At 67.0% G+C, this 18,616-nt stretch carries 20 protein-coding genes, 1 tRNA gene and 1 pseudogene; 12 read left to right on the top strand and 10 right to left on the bottom strand.

Annotation, left to right across the window (positions count from 1 at the left end; translation table 11 throughout):
- From ACFQEV_RS16445 to ACFQEV_RS16430, 4 genes are all read left to right on the top strand, one after another.
- Nucleotides 1–825 (top strand): lipoate--protein ligase family protein, encoded by an 825-nt coding sequence (locus ACFQEV_RS16445; protein WP_379698386.1) that lies wholly within the window; start codon nucleotides 1–3, stop codon nucleotides 823–825.
- Nucleotides 826–924: 99 nt separating this feature from the next.
- Nucleotides 925–1,755 (top strand): deoxyribonuclease IV, encoded by an 831-nt coding sequence (locus ACFQEV_RS16440; protein ID WP_379698384.1) that lies wholly within the window; start codon nucleotides 925–927, stop codon nucleotides 1,753–1,755.
- Nucleotides 1,756–1,823: 68 nt separating this feature from the next.
- Nucleotides 1,824–1,952: a hypothetical protein gene (locus ACFQEV_RS16435; protein WP_379698382.1), complete on the top strand. Its 129-nt coding sequence runs from the start codon at nucleotides 1,824–1,826 to the stop codon at nucleotides 1,950–1,952.
- Between the two features lie 52 nt (nucleotides 1,953–2,004).
- Nucleotides 2,005–2,814: a class I SAM-dependent methyltransferase gene (locus ACFQEV_RS16430; protein WP_379698380.1), complete on the top strand. Its 810-nt coding sequence runs from the start codon at nucleotides 2,005–2,007 to the stop codon at nucleotides 2,812–2,814.
- Here the strand turns inward: ACFQEV_RS16430 and ACFQEV_RS16425 are convergent, their stop codons facing one another.
- Nucleotides 2,815–3,030 (bottom strand): zinc ribbon domain-containing protein, encoded by a 216-nt coding sequence (locus ACFQEV_RS16425; protein WP_379698377.1) that lies wholly within the window; start codon nucleotides 3,028–3,030, stop codon nucleotides 2,815–2,817.
- 84 nt (nucleotides 3,031–3,114) lie between these two features.
- Here ACFQEV_RS16425 and ACFQEV_RS16420 point away from each other — a divergent pair, with 84 nt between their 5' ends.
- A complete protein-coding gene (locus tag ACFQEV_RS16420) occupies nucleotides 3,115–3,306 on the top strand; it encodes a hypothetical protein (protein WP_379698374.1) in 192 nt (63 codons plus the stop codon).
- 12 nt (nucleotides 3,307–3,318) lie between these two features.
- Here ACFQEV_RS16420 and ACFQEV_RS16415 read toward each other — a convergent pair whose 3' ends face one another.
- Together ACFQEV_RS16415 and ACFQEV_RS16410 are read right to left on the bottom strand one after the other, a co-directional pair.
- Nucleotides 3,319–7,035, bottom strand: a complete 3,717-nt coding sequence (locus ACFQEV_RS16415) for a glycoside hydrolase family 97 N-terminal domain-containing protein (protein ID WP_379698372.1) — start codon at nucleotides 7,033–7,035, stop codon at nucleotides 3,319–3,321.
- A gap of 162 nt (nucleotides 7,036–7,197) precedes the next feature.
- Complete coding sequence (locus ACFQEV_RS16410) at nucleotides 7,198–7,842, bottom strand: DUF7095 family protein (protein WP_379698369.1); 645 nt, start codon at nucleotides 7,840–7,842, stop codon at nucleotides 7,198–7,200.
- A gap of 351 nt (nucleotides 7,843–8,193) precedes the next feature.
- Here ACFQEV_RS16410 and ncsA point away from each other — a divergent pair, with 351 nt between their 5' ends.
- Nucleotides 8,194–9,162 (top strand): tRNA 2-thiolation protein NcsA, encoded by a 969-nt coding sequence (ncsA, locus tag ACFQEV_RS16405; protein WP_379698366.1) that lies wholly within the window; start codon nucleotides 8,194–8,196, stop codon nucleotides 9,160–9,162.
- Between the two features lie 178 nt (nucleotides 9,163–9,340).
- Here ncsA and ftsZ read toward each other — a convergent pair whose 3' ends face one another.
- The 3 genes from ftsZ to ACFQEV_RS16390 all read right to left on the bottom strand — a co-directional run bounded on the left by ftsZ (nucleotide 9,341) and on the right by ACFQEV_RS16390 (nucleotide 11,515).
- Nucleotides 9,341–10,540, bottom strand: a complete 1,200-nt coding sequence (gene ftsZ, locus ACFQEV_RS16400) for a cell division protein FtsZ (RefSeq protein WP_379698364.1) — start codon at nucleotides 10,538–10,540, stop codon at nucleotides 9,341–9,343.
- Nucleotides 10,541–10,543: 3 nt separating this feature from the next.
- Nucleotides 10,544–10,723: a ribbon-helix-helix domain-containing protein gene (locus tag ACFQEV_RS16395; protein WP_092537739.1), complete on the bottom strand. Its 180-nt coding sequence runs from the start codon at nucleotides 10,721–10,723 to the stop codon at nucleotides 10,544–10,546.
- A gap of 210 nt (nucleotides 10,724–10,933) precedes the next feature.
- Nucleotides 10,934–11,515 (bottom strand): double zinc ribbon domain-containing protein, encoded by a 582-nt coding sequence (locus ACFQEV_RS16390; protein ID WP_379698361.1) that lies wholly within the window; start codon nucleotides 11,513–11,515, stop codon nucleotides 10,934–10,936.
- 105 nt (nucleotides 11,516–11,620) lie between these two features.
- Between ACFQEV_RS16390 and ACFQEV_RS16385 the strand changes: the two genes are divergently transcribed.
- Nucleotides 11,621–11,694: transfer RNA gene (locus ACFQEV_RS16385), tRNA-Tyr, on the top strand.
- Nucleotides 11,695–11,880: 186 nt separating this feature from the next.
- Here the strand turns inward: ACFQEV_RS16385 and ACFQEV_RS16380 are convergent.
- The 4 genes from ACFQEV_RS16380 to ACFQEV_RS16365 all read right to left on the bottom strand — a co-directional run bounded on the left by ACFQEV_RS16380 (nucleotide 11,881) and on the right by ACFQEV_RS16365 (nucleotide 13,925).
- On the bottom strand, nucleotides 11,881–12,225 hold the full coding sequence (locus ACFQEV_RS16380; protein ID WP_379698359.1) for a hypothetical protein: 345 nt from the start codon (nucleotides 12,223–12,225) through the stop codon (nucleotides 11,881–11,883).
- A gap of 113 nt (nucleotides 12,226–12,338) precedes the next feature.
- On the bottom strand, nucleotides 12,339–12,668 hold the full coding sequence (locus ACFQEV_RS16375; protein WP_379698356.1) for a HalOD1 output domain-containing protein: 330 nt from the start codon (nucleotides 12,666–12,668) through the stop codon (nucleotides 12,339–12,341).
- A 71-nt stretch (nucleotides 12,669–12,739) separates the two neighbouring features.
- Nucleotides 12,740–13,399, bottom strand: a complete 660-nt coding sequence (locus ACFQEV_RS16370; RefSeq protein WP_379698353.1) for a helix-turn-helix domain-containing protein — start codon at nucleotides 13,397–13,399, stop codon at nucleotides 12,740–12,742.
- A gap of 43 nt (nucleotides 13,400–13,442) precedes the next feature.
- Nucleotides 13,443–13,925 (bottom strand): peroxiredoxin family protein, encoded by a 483-nt coding sequence (locus tag ACFQEV_RS16365; RefSeq protein ID WP_379698349.1) that lies wholly within the window; start codon nucleotides 13,923–13,925, stop codon nucleotides 13,443–13,445.
- Nucleotides 13,926–14,074: 149 nt separating this feature from the next.
- Here ACFQEV_RS16365 and ACFQEV_RS16360 point away from each other — a divergent pair, with 149 nt between their 5' ends.
- The 5 genes and pseudogenes from ACFQEV_RS16360 to ACFQEV_RS16340 all read left to right on the top strand — a co-directional run.
- Nucleotides 14,075–15,064: an aldo/keto reductase gene (locus tag ACFQEV_RS16360; protein WP_379698346.1), complete on the top strand. Its 990-nt coding sequence runs from the start codon at nucleotides 14,075–14,077 to the stop codon at nucleotides 15,062–15,064.
- Between the two features lie 155 nt (nucleotides 15,065–15,219).
- Nucleotides 15,220–16,305 (top strand): Gfo/Idh/MocA family protein, encoded by a 1,086-nt coding sequence (locus ACFQEV_RS16355; protein WP_379698343.1) that lies wholly within the window; start codon nucleotides 15,220–15,222, stop codon nucleotides 16,303–16,305.
- A gap of 104 nt (nucleotides 16,306–16,409) precedes the next feature.
- Nucleotides 16,410–16,811, top strand: coding sequence for a DUF5789 family protein (locus ACFQEV_RS16350; protein WP_379698340.1), 402 nt, complete (start codon nucleotides 16,410–16,412; stop codon nucleotides 16,809–16,811).
- An 85-nt stretch (nucleotides 16,812–16,896) separates the two neighbouring features.
- Nucleotides 16,897–18,096, top strand: coding sequence for a M24 family metallopeptidase (locus ACFQEV_RS16345; protein WP_379698337.1), 1,200 nt, complete (start codon nucleotides 16,897–16,899; stop codon nucleotides 18,094–18,096).
- Between the two features lie 83 nt (nucleotides 18,097–18,179).
- Nucleotides 18,180–18,616 (top strand): annotated as a pseudogene (locus tag ACFQEV_RS16340) (DNA-3-methyladenine glycosylase family protein); the annotation flags it as partial.

Raw genomic sequence — 18,616 nt, 5'->3', positions numbered from 1 at the left:
ATGACCGTGGATGCCCGCGGACCCCTCGCCGACCGCGAGTGGCGACTGATACGCGAGGAGGCCCGCGACGGCCCGATGCAGATGGCGCTCGACGAAATTGCCGCCGAGACGGCGGCGTCGGGCGGCCCGCGAACCGTGCGCGTCTACCGGTGGGAACCGAGCACGCTCTCTCTCGGCTACCACCAGGACCCCGACACCGTCGATTGGGACCGCTGCGCGGAGGCGGGCGTCTCCGTCACCCGACGGCAGACCGGCGGCGGCGGCATCTACCACGACTACGACGGCGACGTCTCCTACTCCGTCGTCGCGCCGAAGTCCGACCTCCCGGGCGACCTGATGGACTGCTACCGCATCCTCTGTGAACCCGTCCTCGACGCGTTCCGCCGGATGGGCGTGGACGCCGACTTCGCGGCGGAGGAGTCCCCCGAGATATGGTCGCCCGCCTGCTACCTCCGGGCGCTTCACCCCGCCCACGACATCGTCGCCAGAGGCCGGAAGATAAGCGGCAACGCCCAGTACCGCCGGCGAGACGCGGTCATCCAGCACGGTTCGCTCACGTACTCGGTGCATGCGGGGGACCACCTTGACGTCTTCTCGGGTCACGACGTCTCGCCCGAGACGTTCCGCGAACGCGTCGTCGGTGCGGACGAACTCTCGGACGCGACGCGTTCGGACGCGGTGGCGGCCGTCGAGTCCGCCCTCGCGGAGTGGGCCGACGCCGAGGAGGGGTCGTGGACCGACGAGGAACTGGACCGCGCGCGCGAACGCGCGGCGGAGAAGTACGCCGCCGACGAGTGGGTCCGGCGGCGTCCGAAGGGTCGGTAGCCGTCGGCCGCCGTCGGGGTCGTCGGCCCCTCTCGCGTCCGTTCGCCTGACTGTCTTCACTCCGAAGTCCCTATACTCCCGTAGTTCCTGCGCTCCGTCATGCGAGTTGGCGCACACGAATCTATCGCGGGCGGCGTGTTCAACGCCGTCGACAGGCAGTTGGAAGACGGCGGGAACTGCGGGCAGATATTCACCCACTCCCCGCAGGTGTGGCAGGACCCGAACATCGCGGACGACGACGCCGAGCAGTTCCGGTCGCTGTCCGAGGAGAACGACGTGGGGCCGTGGGTCATCCACACCTCCTACCTCGTGAACCTCTGCACGCCGAAGGACGGCCTCCGGAAGAAGTCGTTGGACTCGATGCAGAAGGAGGTGGACGCCGCCCGGAAACTCGGCGTCCCGTACGTCAACGTCCACCTCGGCGCGCACACCGGCGCGGGCGAACAACAGGGCCTCGACAACGCCGTCTCCGTCCTCGACGAACTCGACATCCCCGACGACGTGACCGTCCTCATCGAGAGCGACGCCGGGAGCGGAACGAAGATGGGCGACGACTTCGAGCACCTGGCGTACGTCCTCGAAGCGTCCGAACAGGACCTCGACGTCTGCCTCGACACCGCCCACGCCTTCGCCGCGGGGTACGACCTCTCGACGGCCGAGGGCGTCGAGGGGACGGTGGCGGAACTCGACGCCACCGTCGGCCTCGAACACCTCAAGTGCGTCCACCTGAACGACTCGAAACACGAGTGCGGGACGAACAAGGACGAACACGCCCACATCGGCGAGGGCCTCATCGGCGAGGAGGGGATGCGCGCGTTCGTCAATCACCCCGATCTCGCGGACGTCCCCCTCGTGTTGGAGACGCCGAACGAGGACGGCAAAGGGTTCGAGTGGAATATCAATCGAGTGAGAGAACTCAGAGAGAACTGACGGTACAAGTCTCGAAACCCGTAGATAGGTGACTTTTGCACGAATAAAAATTAGAGGATCTTTTAGGGGTGACCGGCGACCCCGACTCGAATGGACGCCGGGGCCCGACGCCGGGGTTCGGACCGGTCGCGGGACTCGCCGGACTGGTCGGCGGCGTCGCCGCCCTCGTCCGACGGACGCGGCGCGGCGGCGACTGACCCGACGGCGCGGACCGACTCTCTTTTGTCGCCGCCGTGGGTACCGACGCCCGTGCGGAAGTTCTCGAAATCGTACCTCCGGCGGACGCGCGAGGGCATGTGGGACGACTCCCGCGACGCCCTCTCGGACCTCTCGCTGGGCGACCGGACGCGCGTCTTAGACGCCGGGGCCGGGACGGGCGAACTCGCCCGCGTCCTCGACGACGAGACGCCCGGCGACGTCGTCTGCCTCGACGCGGACCCCGAACTCACCCGCGTCGCCCGCGAGGAGACGGGACTCCAGACCCTGACCGGCGACGCGACGCGCCTCCCCTTCGCGGACGACGCGTTCGACTTAGTCGTCTGTCAGGCCCTCCTCGTGAACCTGCCCGACCCCGCCGCGGCGGTGTCGGCGTTCGCCCGCGTCTCCTCCGACCTCGTGGCCGCCGTCGAACCGAACAACGCCGACGTGGGCGTCGATTCGACGGTGGCCGCCGAAGTCCCCCTCGAACGCTCCGTCCGCGAGGCGTACATCGAGGGCGTCGGCACGAACGTCGCCCTCGGCGACCGGGTGGCGACGCTGTTCGAGGAGGTGGGCCTGCGCGACGTGCGGACGCGGCGCTACTACCACCAGAAGACGGTCGAACCGCCGTACGACCAACACCACCTGGAGAGCGCGGCGCGGAAGGCCAACGGCGCGGGCATCGACGCCCACGAGACGGAACTCCGGCGCGTCCTCTCGGAGGCGGAGTACGACGCGCTTCGCCGCGACTGGCGAGAGATGGGTCGCGCCGTCGTCGAACAGATGCGCGAGGGTCGCTACCGCCGCGCGGAAGTCGTCCCGTTCGACGTCACCGTCGGGCGCGCGCCCGAGGCGGCGTGACTACCCCAAGAACAGGTCCACGAGGTTACCGCTGGAACCGCGGCGGTACAGTTCGGAGTACCCGCAGTTCGCGCAGGTGACGACGGTGAAACTTCGGTTCTGCACGTCGAACAGCTTCGAGAAGCCGGTTCCGCTCGTCGCTATCGAGTCCATCTCGGTTTCGGTGCCGCCGCACTTCGGGCAACCGCTCTCGTCGTCGCGTTCTGGAGGGCTCATACGTTCGCTAATTCCGACATGAGGATAAATACCTTCCCCGTCGGCGGGGGAAGAATTACTTCGCGAGAGCGCGGACGTCCGCGCATGGAAGGTGCCGGCTTCGCCCTGTTCGCCGTCCTCTTCGCCCTCCTCTCCGTCGCCGGAACGCTCGCGCTCTACTCGGTCATCGACGCCGAGACGTCGAATCCGCGAGTGGTGGACCGCGAGGAAGCCGAGTCGCTCGCCCGCGAGGAAGCGGAGCGTCGGGCGCGGAAACTCGGACGCCGCGACGAGTGAGTCACCGGCGGACTACCCCAGCGAGACGAACGGAATCGTCGCTAATTCGTCCGCCGTGTACGCGAGTGCGTCCGATTGCGCGACGCCCGAGGGCGTCAGCAAGTCGGCGATGCGCGGCGCGTTCTCGACCGCTCCGGCCGTCGCCCCGCCGAAGACGTAGTCGGCGCTCCGTTCCGCGACCGGTCGGAGACTGCCCCTGTCTTCGGATTGGACCATCGGGACGACTTCCAACTCGGCGGCGTCCGCGCCGTCGAACGCGGCGCGGTCGATGCTCAGACTGACCGTGTTCGCCGACGCGTCCACGGACTCTCCGACCGTGACCGCGTTCCCGTCGGCGTCGGTCAGGGCCGCGCCGGCGGAATCGACCGCGCTCTTCGTGAACCCGCTGACTTCGAGGCGGTAGTGCCACGCCTCCTCGAACGACGCGGTGGCGCTCAGGTCGTCGAGCGTCGAGGTGGTTCCGCCGTCCGCGTTCGGGTTCCGGACCCAGAGGACGAACATCTGCGGCGAGAAGCCCCGGTCGCTCCCGAAGGCGTTGTACAGGTTCGCCACCTCGAAGGTGAACTCGTACTCGCTCGGCGTCTGTTCGACGGTGAACGACCGCAGGTCGAACGCGCCCTCCTCGAAGGCGTCCGCGGTGGGGTAGGTGTACCCGCCGGGGCCGGCGTCGTCGCCCGACGGGTCCGAGAGGGAGGCGACGGTCACCGGCGGCTTGACCGTCACGCGTTTCGACGCCAGCGTCGTCCCGTCCGTCGTCCGGACGGTCACGTCGTACGTGCCGGGGTCGTCGATGGCGTAGGAGAACTCGTACGTCGCCCCCTCGGAGTTCGGCGGGAAGCGGACGTTCGCCGTCGCGGCCACCTCGCCGTCCACGACCAGTTCGACCGTCGTGCCGCCGACGTAGTCGCCGCCGTTGGAGCCCGTGGCCTCGACGAACTGCTCTCTGACGAACGTCTCGCCCGAGATGGAGACGTCCACGTCCTGTTCGGGCCGTTCGTACGTCGGCAACTCCGAGACGTCCTCCCGGGCGGCGGGCCTGAGTCTGATGGCGGTGCCGCCGGACTCTATCATCGACGCCAGCACCGTCGTCTCCGCGTCCACGAGGAACTCGTCGATGCGGACGTCGGTCAGGTTCTCGTCGTAGGCGGCGTCGACGCCGTCGGAGTACATCTCCGCGACGTACTTCCCTTTCGTGTGGCCCTTCCCCTCGCCGTTCTTCCTCTCGTGTCCCTCGCCGTTCTTCTCCTTCCCGTGGCCCTTCCGTTTCCCGGGCGCGGCGGCGAGGAAGTCCAACGGGATATCGAGTGCGCGGCCGTCCTCGTCGGTCATCGCGCCGACGTACCACTCCTGGCCCTTGCGGCGGGCGGTGACGGTGTAGGAGCCGATTTCGCCGTCGAGCATCCGGGTGTCGTCCCACCCCGCGGCGGGAACGTCCTCGATGAACTGGAACGCGTCCACGGTCGGTCCGCGGATGGGGTCCGTCTCCGGGTCGGGCATCGACTCGCCCGCCTCGGTGACGGCGACGGCGTCGAGGTTGAGACCGCCGGTGTCCCCGTCGGTCAGGACCACCGAGAGGTCGTTGTCGCCCGACTCAAAGGAGACGGTGGTCGAAACCGTCGCCCACTCGTCCCAGTACTCCGTCGGCGGGAAAGTGACCTGCGTGCTCTCGGCGTCGTTCACCGTCACGGTGGCCGTCCGGTCGGTGTCGGCGGGGACGGCGTTCTCCTCCTCGTCGCTGGCGTAGCGGAGGTGGACGTCGTACTCGCCCGCCTCCGCGACGCCCTCGACGGTCCACGACACCGCGGACCCGGCGTCGGCGCTGTTGGGGTCCACCGCGACGTAGCGTTCGCCCTGCGCGCCGGCCCACTTCGCGGCGGTGGGGAAGCCCTCCGACTCGCCGAACTCGGCCTGCGCCACCTCGCCGACGCCGAACGCGGCGTCTCGCTCCGCGAGGTAGGAGCTCGGCAGGTCCGCGACCATCTGGAGGCCGCTGAAGTACGTCGGGTACATGGCGAGTTGCTTCGCCCGCGTCGTCTCGATGCCGCCGGACCCCGAGTCCATGTCGAAGATACCGGGCGTGTACTCGACGGGGCCGCCGAGCATCCGCGTGAACGGGAACGTGACGTGGTGCGACGGCGAGATGTAGCCGAAGGCGTCGTACTCCTGTCCCAACACGCCCTCGCGGGTCATCACGTTGGGGTAGGTCCGACGCTCGCCGGTCGGCTTGATGGGTTCGTGCACCTCCAGCATCTGCCGGTGCTTCGCCGCCTCCCGGTAGACGAGGTGGTGGTGGTTGACCAGCGGTTGGCAGTGGTGGTTGTACGTCGTCCCGTCGATGGTGACGCCGCTATCGGCGACGTAGCCGGTCTTGATGGAGTTGATGCCCAACTCGTCGTAGAACGCGAATGGACTGGAGTCCGAGCGCAGTTGGGACTCGTAGTTCGAGACGTTGCCCGCCGTCTCGTTGTGCGACGTCATCGCCACCGGCGGGTCGAGTTGCTGCCCGTACTGCGTCACCTCCCGGATGTCGAAGTCGGGGTACGTCTCGTCGAAGTCCATCGTGCTCCCGTCGCCGGGGTAGGAGTCCCACCCTCGGTTCCACCCCTCCACGAGGACGCTCGGAATTCCGTGTTCGCTGGCGAAGTCCATGTACCGCTTCATCCGGCCGGTCTGTGCGCCGTGGTTGCCCGTCTCCGGGCCCCGATACTCCCAGTCGGCGCGGCCGGTTATCATCAGCCACCAGATGCCGATGAACTTCTGCGGCTCTATCCAGTCGGTCCCCCGCGCGAACGCCTCCTCGTCGAGGGGTTCGTTGAGGTTGACGACGAGGTTCGACTCCACGAGTTCGCCGGGCCGCGTCGCCAGTTGGAGCGTCCGCCACGGGGTTCGGTGCGGCGCGGACGCCGTCACCTTCGTCCCGTCGGGGAGGGGAGCCAGCGTCGATTCGAACGTGGTCGAACCCGCCTCGGAGGGTTCGACGGCCATCGACGCGTAGTCCACGAGGTTCGCCTCGTGGACGCTCACGTAGCTGTCCTCGCCCGCCTTCATCGTCATCGGGGTGTGCACGCCGCCGAAGGAACTCTGCGCGCCGACTTCGCTCAGCGGCGTCTCCTCGTATGCGTACTCGTAGCTGTTGAAGTCGTTCGGTATCCACCACGCAGTGTAGTCGTCGGCGAAGGCGAACTCCGTCCGTTCCGAGGTTATCACGAAGTCGCCGAACCCGCTCTCCTCGGGGAAGACGAACCGGAAGCCGACGCCGTCGTCGAACGCTCGAACCTCCAGCGTGAGCGCTCGCCCCTCGCCGCCGGACTCCCGGAGTCCGACCCGCAGTTCCTCGTAGTGCTCGCGTATCTCGTCGTACTGGTCCCAGACGGGCGTCCACGTCTCGTCCGTCGTCGAACGCTCGGTGCCCGTGACGGTCACCCTCTCGCGGAAGGCGTCCTGATTCTGGAACTCGAAGCCGAGCGTCGAGTCCTCGACGACGGTGGTTCCGTCGTGGACGACGCTGTAACTCGGTACCCCGTTCGATACGTCCACGGCCACCTCGACGGTTCCGTCCGGCGAGGCGAGCGTCTGCGTATCCGAATCATCACCCTCCGTCACCTGCGCCGCGGCGGCGTCATCGACGCTCACCGAGAACGCCGACGCCGCGAACAGCGACGTGAGGCCGCCGACGAACCCGCGGCGACTCAGTCGAGACGACTCCTGCACATCGCGTTGGTTTGACATCACCTACCACCACTCGAACGTTTGTGATAAATTTTATTCACGCTTTCAATTAATGGCTCCGGACCGAGCCCGCTCGGACGGGACGCGCCGTTAGATACGGCTCTCGGGTGGGGCGAGACGCCGCGAGAAGGGACTAACGGGACTGCTGGAGGGGTACGTCGCTCAGACCACGTCGCCGCGAACCGTCGCGCCGGACTGCGAGAGGCGGTAGTCCCGAACCGTCTCCGCCGCCTTCTCGGCTTCCGCCTCGTCGAGTCCGAGCATCTCCAACGACTCCGAGAGTGTGGGGAAGACGAGTTCGCCGCCGCGGAGTTTCTCCAACGCGGCGTCGGAACGCTGGCCGTCGGCGTACAGGCAGACGCCGCGCGGGTCGAGTATCTGTTCGTACGCGTCGCGGGCCACCGCGCCCTTCAGTCGTTGCGTGACGTTGTCGTCGAAGGAGGCGTTGCACACTTCGAGGTGGACGGGTTCGTCGTCCTCCAACAGGTGCGCGGCGAGGCACTTCTCCGGGGCGGCGTGCCCGTTTGCGTTCGCGCGGAGGTGTTCGGGGTACTCCTCGGCCCACTCCGCGGAGACGCTCTTGCCGACGCCCTTGACGCCGTGGGACTTCCGAAACTCCTCCTCGCGGTCGGCGTCGCCGCGGAAAAGCAAGTCCTTCGTCACGTACACGTCGAGTCGCTCGACCGGGTCGAGTCCGAGTGCCACGTCGCCGTACACCCACAGTTCGCGGACGGGAACCGGCGTCGGCCCGGCCGTCACCGCGTCGAGTATCTCCGTCACCCGGTCGAGGGCGCGCGTTCGCTCCATGGGCGTTGGTCCGCCCTTCGTCGGGGAATACGTTTCGCCAGCGGTTCAGTTAGATCGACGGACATTTAACCGATGTGACGGAATATACCAGTAGTATCCGGGGAGGCGTTCGGTTCGGTCGTTCCCCGTTCCCCCCCTTCACGCGGGCCGTTCGGTGCGCACTCGTCGGATGCTCACCCCATCCCCTCACCACTTCCCCACCCCATCCTCACACGCCCGTCTCTTCCCCCTTCGCTCGACGCCCGGTGACCGGCGGGACCGTCTGCCGCGGTCGGTGACGCCGGTTCGCCGCGTGGCCCGCCGGGGCCGGAGACGAAACCGGTATCCTTCCCGGCGGGTAACGACCCGGTGATGGAGTGCGACAAGTGCGACCGCGACGCGGTGATGCACGCGGCCTATTCCGGGGGACACCTCTGCGAGAGTCACTTCTGCGCCTCGGTCGAAAAGCGCGTCCGCGGCCGCATCCGAAAGGACAGTCTCGTCCCGCGAGACGCCACACCCGAGAACCCCCAGACGTGGGTCATCGGCCTCTCCGGCGGGAAGGACAGCGTCGTGCTCACCCACATCTTAGACGAGACGTTCGGCCCCGACCCCCGAATCGAGATGGTGGCGCTGACCATCCACGAGGGCATCGAGGGCTACCGCGACGAGAGCGTGGACGCCTGCGTCGAACTCGCGGAGGAGATCCAGATGCGGCACGAACTCGTCTCCTACGAGGAGGAGTTCGGCGTCCGCATGGACGACGTGGTGGAGGACAACCCCGAGAACATGGCTCCCTGCGCGTACTGCGGCGTCTTCCGTAGGGACCTGCTCGAACGCTACGCCGACGAGTTCGGCGCGGACAAACTGCTGACGGGCCACAACTTGGACGACGAGGCGGAGACTGCGCTGATGAACGTCCTCGAAGGCGACGTCGAACAGATGGCGCGCCACTTCGACGCCAGTCTCGGCCGCTTCGAGGACCGAAACCGCTCGGAGGACTTCGTTCCGCGCGCGAAACCGCTCCGCGACATCCCCGAGAAGGAAGTCGCCCTGTACGCCCACCTGAAGGACCTCCCCGCGCACATCACGGAGTGCCCGCACGCCTCCGAGGCGTTCCGCGGCGAGATTCAGGAACTGATGCTCGAACTGGAGGACAAACACCCGGGGACGCGACACTCGATCATGTCCGGGTACGAGGAAATCGCCGAACTCGCAGCCGACCGGTACCGCGGCGGCGACGACGACGCCGACCTCAAGGAGTGCGAGCGGTGCGGGTCGAAGACGGCCCGCGACGTCTGCCGGAAGTGTAGCCTGCTGGAGTCGCTTCGAGCGGTGTAGCCGGCGTCGGACGCGACGTCCTCGTTTTGTACCGCCTCCGACGGGAGCGACCGCTCCGGGCTCCGTTGCGTATCGCAAAAGTGGGCCCGCGCGGCGGGTCCGACCGCGCGGGTCCGAAGAACCGAGTTGACGTTGACGAGGTGAGCGACCGATAGAGACCGCGGTCGTGTTCGGTGCGTTATCGGATGACGTCCAGTCCGTTCGTTCCTTCGGACTGGTCGCGCCCGCCGTCGGACTGCCACGACCCGCCGGTGCCGGACCGACCGGACGGGTTCGGGGCCTCGACGTTGTTGCTCGCGTCGAATTCCGAAGGCGACTCGATGCTCTGCCGAGACTTGTTGGCCTGCTTCTGGGTCGTCGGGCCGAGGACCTGCGCCGACTGGACGCCGGTCATGATGGCCATGACGCGCACCTTGCCCTTGTACTCGTCCTGAATGCGAGCGCCCCAGATGACGTTCGCGGACGCTTCGAGGCGTTCGGTAATGTTGTTCGCGATACCTTCGGCCTCCTTGAGGGTGAGGTCGGGACCGCCCGTGATGTGGACGAGGCCGCCGGATGCGCCCCGGTAGTCCACGTCGAGAAGCGGGTGGTTCATCGCGTCGTTGACCACCTCTTGGGTCTTGTTCTTGTCCTGCGTCTCTCCGACGAGCATCACCGCGACGCCGCCCTGGTTCATGATGGTGGACATGTCCGCGTAGTCCAGGTTGATGAGCGAGGGCTGGGTGATGGTCTCGGAGATGCCTTTCACCGTCTCCGCGATGATCTGGTCCATCACGGAGAACGCCTTCCCGATGGGGAGGTTGGGCACGTAGTCGAGCAGGCGGTTGTTGTCGAGGACGATGATGGAGTCCGCCTCGTTGCGGAGCTTCTCCAGTCCTTCCTCGGCCTTCACCGTGCGCGCACGCTCGACGTTGAACGGCGTCGAAACCATGCCCACGACGATGGCACCCTGCTCTTTGGCTATCTTCGAGACGACGGGCGCCGCACCGGTCCCGGTGCCGCCACCCATGCCGGCGGTGACGAACACGAGGTCGGCGTTACCGAGGACCTCTTTGACGGTCCCTTGCGCCATCTCGGTCGCGCGCTCGCCCATCGAGGGATCGCCGCCCGCGCCGAGACCCTGCGTGAGGGACTTACCGACGAGTATCTTCGTGTCGGCCTCTATCATCTTCAGGTGCTGCTTGTCGGTGTTGATGGCCACCGTCTCGGCACCGTCGACGCCGATGTTGTAGAGGCGGTTGATAGTGTTGTTTCCGGCGCCGCCACAGCCGACGATGACGATTCGGGGGTCACCGAATCCCTCGTCGTCGTCGGCCATGTCGGCGGCCTCTTTCTCTGCCTCATCGCGTTCCATGGCCTCGCGGACGATATCCTGCATCGTCTACACCTTGGCCCAGGTTCGCTTGCCCGAGTGTTCGCGGTTCTCGGACTGCTGTTCGTTGAGCATCTCGCGCACCGCTGAACGGATGGCCTCGCTCCGGTTCGGGAATTCCCCGGTTTCGACCATGCGTTCAACTTCTTCGATCTGCTGCTTCGGAATTCGTAGTGTCACACGCTCCATATTTTGCATTCCCCCGGTAAGACGGCGCGCACCTATGTGCGAGCGTCTTACACACCCGAAAACGCAGGACGGAGAGCGTTTCCCCGCCGCGAGGCCGGTGTGTAAGACGACCGTCTTACGCGACAGTTACCACAGAGCGATACGTTATAAATGTAACGGCGAGTGTAAGACAAACCGCTCAGAATATCGTATGCGGGCGACTGAGGCGGTTTACGGACGTTCGAGTACGTCGGCCGCGGACGTACGACGGCCGCATCCGGGGCAGAACGCCCAGTCCGAGCGGAGTTCGTCCCCGCACTCGCAGAACACCCGGTGGTTGGCTTTCTCGCCGCAGTTCGGACAGTACACGTGTTCGTCGGACACCGCCTCGCCGCACTTCCCACAGGCGTTCGTCCGACTCTCGGCGGTCGTTCGCTCCTCGTCGGCGTCTGTCTTACGCGCTTCGGACCCGGCGGCGGCGCTCTCGTCGGCGTTTACGCCGCTTTCGGTCGCCCGCGCGCCCTCGACGGTGAGGTTGACGTTTACGTCGCGGGGCGGCGTCCGTCGGTCGCCGAGGCGTGCGGCGAGGAGTTCGTCCACGCGTTCGGTGACGAGTTCGTCCACGCGGGCGGCGAGTGCGTCGTCGACGGAGTCGGCCGAAGTCGCGTCAGAGCGGTCGGCGTCGGACGACTCACGCTCCGCCCGGTCGAGGTACGTACGCAACGCGTCACGCATCACCTCGCTCTTGGAGGTATCTAACCCCTCCAGTCGCTCGACGAGATCGTCGTCGGCGCGGAACGTGATCTTACTCATTCGTCACGTTGATTCTCCCGACGGTATTTCAATGTTCGGACGCGTCGGTTCCGATCGGACGAAATTGATAATCCTTAAGAGCGACAGTCCGAAAGACGAACGTGACCGCTCTTAGCTCAGCTTGGTAGAGCAGCCGACTGTAGATCGGCTTGCCCCCCGTTCAAATCGGGGAGAGCGGACTGAACCTCACACCCGCGAGCGAAGCAAGCGGTGTGCGTGTGAAGGATTTCTCGACGCGATTTGAACATGACAGTCGCAGCGGCTGAGGGAGCGAGGCCGACCGTCTGTTATCTGTTCAAATCGAGGAGAGCGGACTGACTCGTTTTTGGGGCGACTGCGACGAAGGGAGCCAGCGACCTGACTCCCTACGGCGCCCGGTCCTCCGCTTCGATTACCGTCGCGTGTTCGAGCTGTTCGATGGTTCCCTCGCGGCGGATCTGGACCGTCGTCCCGGGGAGTTCGCCGCCCCTCGACTCCGCCTCCTCCGGCATCGACACGGCCGTGACGTCGTCGAGGGTGACCTCCCGGCGCTGAATCGGCGACCCCTCGTACTCCACCGTCTCCCACACCTCGGCGTCGATGTCCAGTTCCTCGCCGAAGTACTCCTCCGCCTCCGGGTTCACCGAGTCCTCCGTTTGGGACTCGCCCGTCGTCCGATTGTCGTCGAACTGGACCTCCTCGTGCTTGTACTGGTAGATAGTGACTAACATATTCCCTAACACGGAGTCGGACTATTATAGTGTTCTTGGGAGGGAGACGGACTTTGTTCGCAGCGAAAACGAGGCGGGGCGTTCGACGCCGGGGGGTACGACCGGTCGATTCCTCACTCCGCGACGCACTCCGGCGGAGTGACCGTCACGACGCCGTCACTGCGGACGGCGACGTCGCAATCGTGGTACGTGAATCGGACTCTGCCGGCGATGGCGGGCGACCCGTCGTCTCGAAACATCGCGTCGAGGGCGTCGGGGTTCACGACGGTGTACAACGGGTCAAGTACGGGGACGGCGTCGTCCTCGCCCGTCCGTTCGGCCGCGACGGGTCTGTACCCCGCCACCGCGGCCACCGCCGCGACGACTGCACTGCTGGGAGACTCCTCGGAGGGGATATCGTAGGTGAACGGAACCGACTCGTCCCGTCCCGTAGAATTCGGCATTGGATCGGAAATCGCTCCGCGCACGGTTCACCGCTGGCACTAATTATAGAACCCGTTTAAGTAACGCAGGGCTACGTCGTTCCGTCGTCGACGATGGTCGCCGCGAGGAGGTTGCGATACCCGCGCTTGAGACGCGCCGAGAGTGACGGACGCGAGATGCCGAGCTCCGCGGCCAGTTCCTCCAGGTTCGTCCGCCGGGGTTCGTCGTAGTACCCCCTCTCGAAGGCGAGGACCAACGCCTCGTACTGCTCTTCGGTCAGGTCGTACCCCGAACCGGTCGTCGTCTCGGTGAGTCGACTGAGACGGGTGAGACTCACGGGTATCCCGTGGTCGTCGCAGTGGCGTTGGAACTCCGAGAAGGACTCCGAGGACCGAGCGCGGAGTTCAAACGTCCACCCCGACTCCGACCCGCTAGCGGAGACGACGGTCACGTCCGTGGCGGCGATGGCTCCCATGATGCCCATGTAGTCGGGGTCCCACTCCGCGCGGAACAGGCCCCTGTCGCCTAAGTCCTCCATCAGGACGACCGACCGCAACTCTCCGAGGCTGTCGAACACCTCCAGGATCTCTTCCATCTCCCCCTCGGGGTCGTGCACCCAGAAGAACGGCATCACCGTGTCCGTGTTCGGAACCACGCGGTCCAGTTCCAGTCGCACCTCCGGCCGTTCTTCGAAGACCCTCCCCAACGGGAAGGCGGCGGCGGGCATGAGGAAGTCGGCTATGGAAGTCACGGGCGGTAGTAGGGACCGGCCGGCCGTTAAACGGCGGGTCCGTTCAGCCCTCGAACGGGTCTTCGTAGTCGTTACGGATGAAGTACCGGACCCAGTTTCCGTACGTTCGGTCGGCGGGGTGGTCCGCGACCTGTTCGTACCGCACGGTTCCGTCCTCGTCCACGACGTACGTCGCGGCGACGCCGGTGAGTCCGTGACTCGTCTCCTCGGTACCGCTGTACTGGTCGGTGACGGTACCCTCGGGGTCGGCGAGCAGTTGGATGTCGAGGTCGAAGCGGTCGCGCATCTCCGTCACCTCGTCCATCGGGTCCGTCACGACGGGGACGACGTCGATGTCGTCGTTGAACCACAGGTCGTACGACACCTCGCTGAACGTCTGGAGCTGTTCCGCGCAGAAGCTGCACCAGTGGCCGCGGTTGACGAGGACGACGGTCGGCCCGGAGTCGAGCGTCTCCGAGAGGGTCGTCTCGCCGCCGCCGGTGTTTTCGAGCGTGAAGTCGGGCGCTTGCGTCTGTTCGAGAGTCACACCCGAACGAGGGACGCCGTCCGTATATTCTCCGGGCGGTCCGGCACCCCGCGCGCACAACGTCAACGTCTCCGACGGCGTCCGCCCTGTCGCCCGCGCGTTCTGCCGGTGGACCCACACTTAGGGGCCGGGGACGACACTCGCTACCTATGGACCACCGACCGCTTGGAACGACGGGGTACGACGTGACGGAGATCGGACTCGGAACGTGGCAACTCGGCGGCGACTGGGGAGACGTCTCGGACGAGGAGGGACGCGACGCCGTCCGCGCGGCGTTGGACGAGGGCATCGACTTCCTCGACACCGCGGACGTGTACGGCGACGGCCGGAGCGAACGACTCGTCGGCGAGGTGGTGGACGAACGCGACGCGTGGGACGACGTGACCGTCGCCACGAAGGCGGGCCGCCGCCTCGACCCCCACGAGGCCGACCGCTACACCGCCGAGAACCTCGACCGGTTCGTGGACCGAAGCAGAGAGAACCTCGGCGTCGATTCGCTGGACCTCCTCCAGCTTCACTGCCCGCCGCGCGAGGTGTACTACCGCCCCGAGGTGTTCGACGCCCTCGACGCTCTGCGGGACGACGGTAAACTCTCCCACTACGGCGTGAGCGTCGAGAAAGTCGAGGAGGGACTGAAGGCCATCGAGTATCCGGGCGTCGAGACGGTGCAGATAATCTTCAACCCGTTCCGTCAGCGTCCCGCCGAGGTGTTCTTCCGCGAGGCGAAGCGACGGAACGTGGGCGTCATCGTCCGCGTCCCCCTCGCCTCGGGCCTCCTCACGGGCGCACTCTCGCGAGATACCGAGTTCCCCGAGGACGACCACCGCAACTACAACCGCGAGGGCGACGCGTTCGACGTGGGCGAGACGTTCGCGGGCGTCCCGTTCGAGGAGGGACTGACCGCGGCGGAGGAGTTGGAAGCCGTCGTCCCCGAGGGAACGACGCTGGCGCAGTTCACGCTCCGGTGGATTCTCTCGTTCGACGCCGTCTCGACGATCATCCCCGGGTCGCTGAACCCCGACCACATCGCCGACAACGTCGCCGCCGCCTCGCTTCCGCCCCTCTCGGCGGACCAACTCGAACGCGTCGAGTCGGTGTACGACGAACGCGTTCGCGAACACGTCCACCACCGCTGGTGACGCCGAGGGCGTCCGATCCGCGCGAACGTATTAGAAAACGTACCGATCGAAACGTTGCCTAACCGCGCCCGTTCTCCATCTCGTGACGTTTCCCTCCAGGGGGTGACATTTACCAAACACCTATTGCGCCGCCCGCCTTACCGGCGAAACCACGCATGGACGACGACCGTTCTTTCACGACGCCGCTACAGATGGGAGTCATCGGGCTGGGATACATCGGGACCACCGTCGGGGGTGAGTTCGACGCGCACCCGGACGTCAGCGTCACCGCGCTCTGCGACGTGAACGAGTCCGCACGGAAGCAGGGCGGGGAGACGTTCCACGTCCCGGAGTCCTCGCAGTACGAGGACTACCAGCGGATGTACGACGAGGAGACGGACTTGGACGCGGTTCTCGTCGGGACGCCTCATACGCTCCACTACGAGCAGGTGTCCGCCGCGTTCGACGCCGGCCTCCACGTCTACTGCGACAAGCCGATGACGACGGACTTGGAGACGGCCCGCGAGTTGTACGAACGGTCCCGAGAGAGCGAGGAGATGCTCATGGTCGGCTACCAGCGCCACCTCAACCCCTCGTTCCGGTCGGCCCGGAAGCGCTGGGAGGGGACGGACCGGTCGCCCAACTGGCTCACCGCCGAGGTGACGCAGGATTGGGTGGACCGCTTCGAGGGCACGTGGCGGCAGAACCCGGACCTGAGCGGCGGCGGCTACCTGTACGACACCGGGAGCCACCTGCTCGATGCGATTCTGTGGACGACCGGACTGACCCCGACGGCGGTCTCCGCCGACATGCAGTTCATCGACGACGAACGGCGCGTGGACGGCGTCGGAAGCCTGCGCATCCGGTTCGAGGAGGGGGCGACGGCCACCGTCGCGGTGAACGGCGACGCGCCCGCGACGCGAGAGCACATCCACGTCTGGGACGACGACGGTGCGGTGTACCTCGAAGGCCGGGAGTGGGAGCCTCGCAACCTGAAGACCATCGACCCCGACAGCACCGAGCACGTCCCGTACGTGGACTTCGAGAAACAGCACAACCGCGCGGCGGACTTCCTGCGCGCCCTCCGCGAGGGGACGGACCCGCCGGCGACGGCCCACGACGGCCTGCGCGTCACCGCCGTCACGGAGGCGGCCTACGAGTCCGCGCGCGCCGACGGCGAGTGGGTGAGCATCGACATCGACTCCGTCTCGGAGGCGACGGCCGGGACGACGCCGCGTTCCTCGGACGCGTCGGACGACTGAGCGCCGGCGCGGAACGGTCGGCCGCCGCCCTCTTCGACCGCGATTTCTGACCTATCGCCTGCCGGGCCACAGAGTCCTTCCCCGTCGGTACCCTCCGTCCAGACATGGCACCGGACGACTCCGACGACCTGGCGGAACGAGACATCCGAGACGCGAACGAGCGGAGACACGAACGCACGGAACACGTCGAGAACATCCTCAAAGAGACGGACACCTCGCTGGACGACCACAAGTACCCCGCGACAAGCGAGGAACTATCGCGCGCGTACGGAGACCAGACCAGCGACCTGCCGAACGAGACGGAGTCGCTCGGGAGCGTGTTCGACCGCCTCGACGACGAGTACGACTCGGCCCAAGAGGCGCGCGAGGCCGTCTACAACGAACTGACCGGCGAGGCGATGTCGGACCGCACGCCCGAGGGCGGCGTCGACGCGGCGGAGGCGAACGACCAGCGAAACCTCGAAGAGATAGACGACGTCGAGGACGACCGCACGAGCGGAAACTGACCCCCCGACGCGCCGTCCGCCGTCCCGCCGTCCGAACGTTTCCGCCTCTCGTGGCTATTTATCCGCGCACCTCCGACGTGAGCGTATGGCGACTCGTCTCCCCGACGCAGAGTTCGAAACCCGTCTCACGCTCGTCCGCGGCCGCCTCGCCGACGCGGACGCCGACGCGGCGGTGTGGTTCGACGCGACGAGCATCGAGTATCTGACCGGCTTTCACCACGTCCAGACGGAGCGACCGGTCGTCCTCGCGGTGACCCAGGACCGCGTCAAAATCACCGTCCCCCGCCTCGAAGTCGAACGCGTCTCCGAGACGCCGACCATCGACGCCGTCCACCGCTACTTCGACTACCCCGGCGGCGACCCCACGGAGACGGCGGTTGAGATGCTCCGCGGACTCGGCGCGGAACGCGTCGCTGCGGACGCAGACGGCGCGCCCGGCGTCATGGGCTTTCGCGGGCCGTCGTTGTCGGACGTTCTCGACGTGGAGACGCAGAACTGGGTCGGACGGATGCGCTGGGAGAAGTCCGACGCCGAAATCGACTGCATCCGCGAGTCGGCGAAGTGGGCCAACCTCGGCCACCGCCACCTCGCCGACTACACCGAAGTCGGCGCGCACCCCGCGACGGTCTCCCAACGCGCCTCGATGGAGGCGTCGCGCACGATGCTCGATACCCTCGGCGACCGATACGCCGTCCGCGTCCGCGGCGACGGCCCGGTGACGGCCGGCTACGTAAGCGGCCGCGAGACGACGCTTCCGCACGGCCACACGCCGAACGAACGGCTCTCGGAGGGCGACGCGATAATCACCGGCGCGACGGCGAACGTGGACGGCTACTACTCCGAACTCGAACGCACGATGTTCGTCGGCGACCCCTCGCCGGAGGACGCCCACTACTTCGAGGTGATGCTCGAAGCCCAGACCATCGCCATCGACTCGCTCGGCCCCGGCGTCGAGATAGCGTACGTCGACGACGCCGTGACGGAGTACTTCGAGGAACAGGGCGTCGCCGACTTGGCGCAACACCACGTCGGACACAACATCGGCCTCGACGGCCACGAACCGCCGTACATCGACGGCGGGTGGACCGACCACGTCGCCGCCGACTACGCCGACGCCTCCGAGGGGGACGAGCGGATGGCCCCCGGACACGTCTACACCGCCGAACCCGGCATCTACACGGAAGAGGCGGGCTACCGCCACTCCGACACCGTCGCCGTCACCGAGAACGGGACGGAGACGCTGACGTACTACCCCCGCGACCTCGAATCGAACGTGATTCGGTAGCTCCGCCCACCACTTCCGCCGAACGGGTCACTTTCGCTCCGCTCTCGGCGGAGGTTCAAGGGGAGTCGAACGCTGGTCCCGCCATGGCAGTTGCGAAGTGGACGAGTCTCGCGCTTCCCGTCGCGGCGCCGTACGACTTCCGGCGGTCGGTCGAGTACCTCGACCGGTTCGCGCCCGCGTCCGACGGCACCGCCGGTCACCGCGAGGCCGTCGTCACGGGCGGGTTCGCCCCCGAACCGTTCGTCGCCCACCTGCACGCGGACGAGTGCGGCCTCGTGCGCGCCCGGGTGGAGTGGGTCGAGGAACCGGGCGACGGAAACGCGGTGGCGGAGCGCCTCGATTCGTTCCTCTCTTTCTCCGACGACCCCTCGCCGTTGTACGACGCCGCCGCCTCGGACCCGGCGTTCGCGCGCGCCGTCGCCGACCTGCGCGGCTACCACCACGTCCGCTTCCCGACGCCGTTCGAGGCCGCCTGCTGGGCCGCCATCTCGCGTCGGACGCCGACGGCCCTCCGGTGGAA

This window comes from Halopelagius fulvigenes (genome assembly GCF_042662625.1).
GTDB classification, from domain to species: Archaea; Halobacteriota; Halobacteria; order Halobacteriales; family Haloferacaceae; genus Halopelagius; species Halopelagius fulvigenes.
The sequence above is the reverse complement of the archived record's forward strand: the minus strand, read 5'-3'. Positions and strand labels throughout refer to the sequence as shown.

Bases quoted from the DNA above. Each gene is read 5' to 3' on its own strand.
- ftsZ (WP_379698364.1), bottom strand. From the start codon at position 10,540: ATGCAGGATATCGTCCGCGAGGCCATGGAACGCGATGAGGCAGAGAAA.
- ACFQEV_RS16445 (WP_379698386.1), top strand. From the start codon at position 1: ATGACCGTGGATGCCCGCGGACCCCTCGCCGACCGCGAGTGGCGACTG.
- ACFQEV_RS16440 (WP_379698384.1), top strand. From the start codon at position 925: ATGCGAGTTGGCGCACACGAATCTATCGCGGGCGGCGTGTTCAACGCC.
- ACFQEV_RS16355 (WP_379698343.1), top strand. From the start codon at position 15,220: ATGGACGACGACCGTTCTTTCACGACGCCGCTACAGATGGGAGTCATC.
- ncsA (WP_379698366.1), top strand. From the start codon at position 8,194: ATGGAGTGCGACAAGTGCGACCGCGACGCGGTGATGCACGCGGCCTAT.
- ACFQEV_RS16390 (WP_379698361.1), bottom strand. From the start codon at position 11,515: ATGAGTAAGATCACGTTCCGCGCCGACGACGATCTCGTCGAGCGACTG.
- ACFQEV_RS16425 (WP_379698377.1), bottom strand. From the start codon at position 3,030: ATGAGCCCTCCAGAACGCGACGACGAGAGCGGTTGCCCGAAGTGCGGC.
- ACFQEV_RS16380 (WP_379698359.1), bottom strand. From the start codon at position 12,225: ATGTTAGTCACTATCTACCAGTACAAGCACGAGGAGGTCCAGTTCGAC.
- ACFQEV_RS16345 (WP_379698337.1), top strand. From the start codon at position 16,897: ATGGCGACTCGTCTCCCCGACGCAGAGTTCGAAACCCGTCTCACGCTC.
- ACFQEV_RS16410 (WP_379698369.1), bottom strand. From the start codon at position 7,842: ATGGAGCGAACGCGCGCCCTCGACCGGGTGACGGAGATACTCGACGCG.
- ACFQEV_RS16360 (WP_379698346.1), top strand. From the start codon at position 14,075: ATGGACCACCGACCGCTTGGAACGACGGGGTACGACGTGACGGAGATC.
- ACFQEV_RS16350 (WP_379698340.1), top strand. From the start codon at position 16,410: ATGGCACCGGACGACTCCGACGACCTGGCGGAACGAGACATCCGAGAC.
- ACFQEV_RS16420 (WP_379698374.1), top strand. From the start codon at position 3,115: ATGGAAGGTGCCGGCTTCGCCCTGTTCGCCGTCCTCTTCGCCCTCCTC.
- ACFQEV_RS16415 (WP_379698372.1), bottom strand. From the start codon at position 7,035: ATGTCAAACCAACGCGATGTGCAGGAGTCGTCTCGACTGAGTCGCCGC.
- ACFQEV_RS16395 (WP_092537739.1), bottom strand. From the start codon at position 10,723: ATGGAGCGTGTGACACTACGAATTCCGAAGCAGCAGATCGAAGAAGTT.
- ACFQEV_RS16375 (WP_379698356.1), bottom strand. From the start codon at position 12,668: ATGCCGAATTCTACGGGACGGGACGAGTCGGTTCCGTTCACCTACGAT.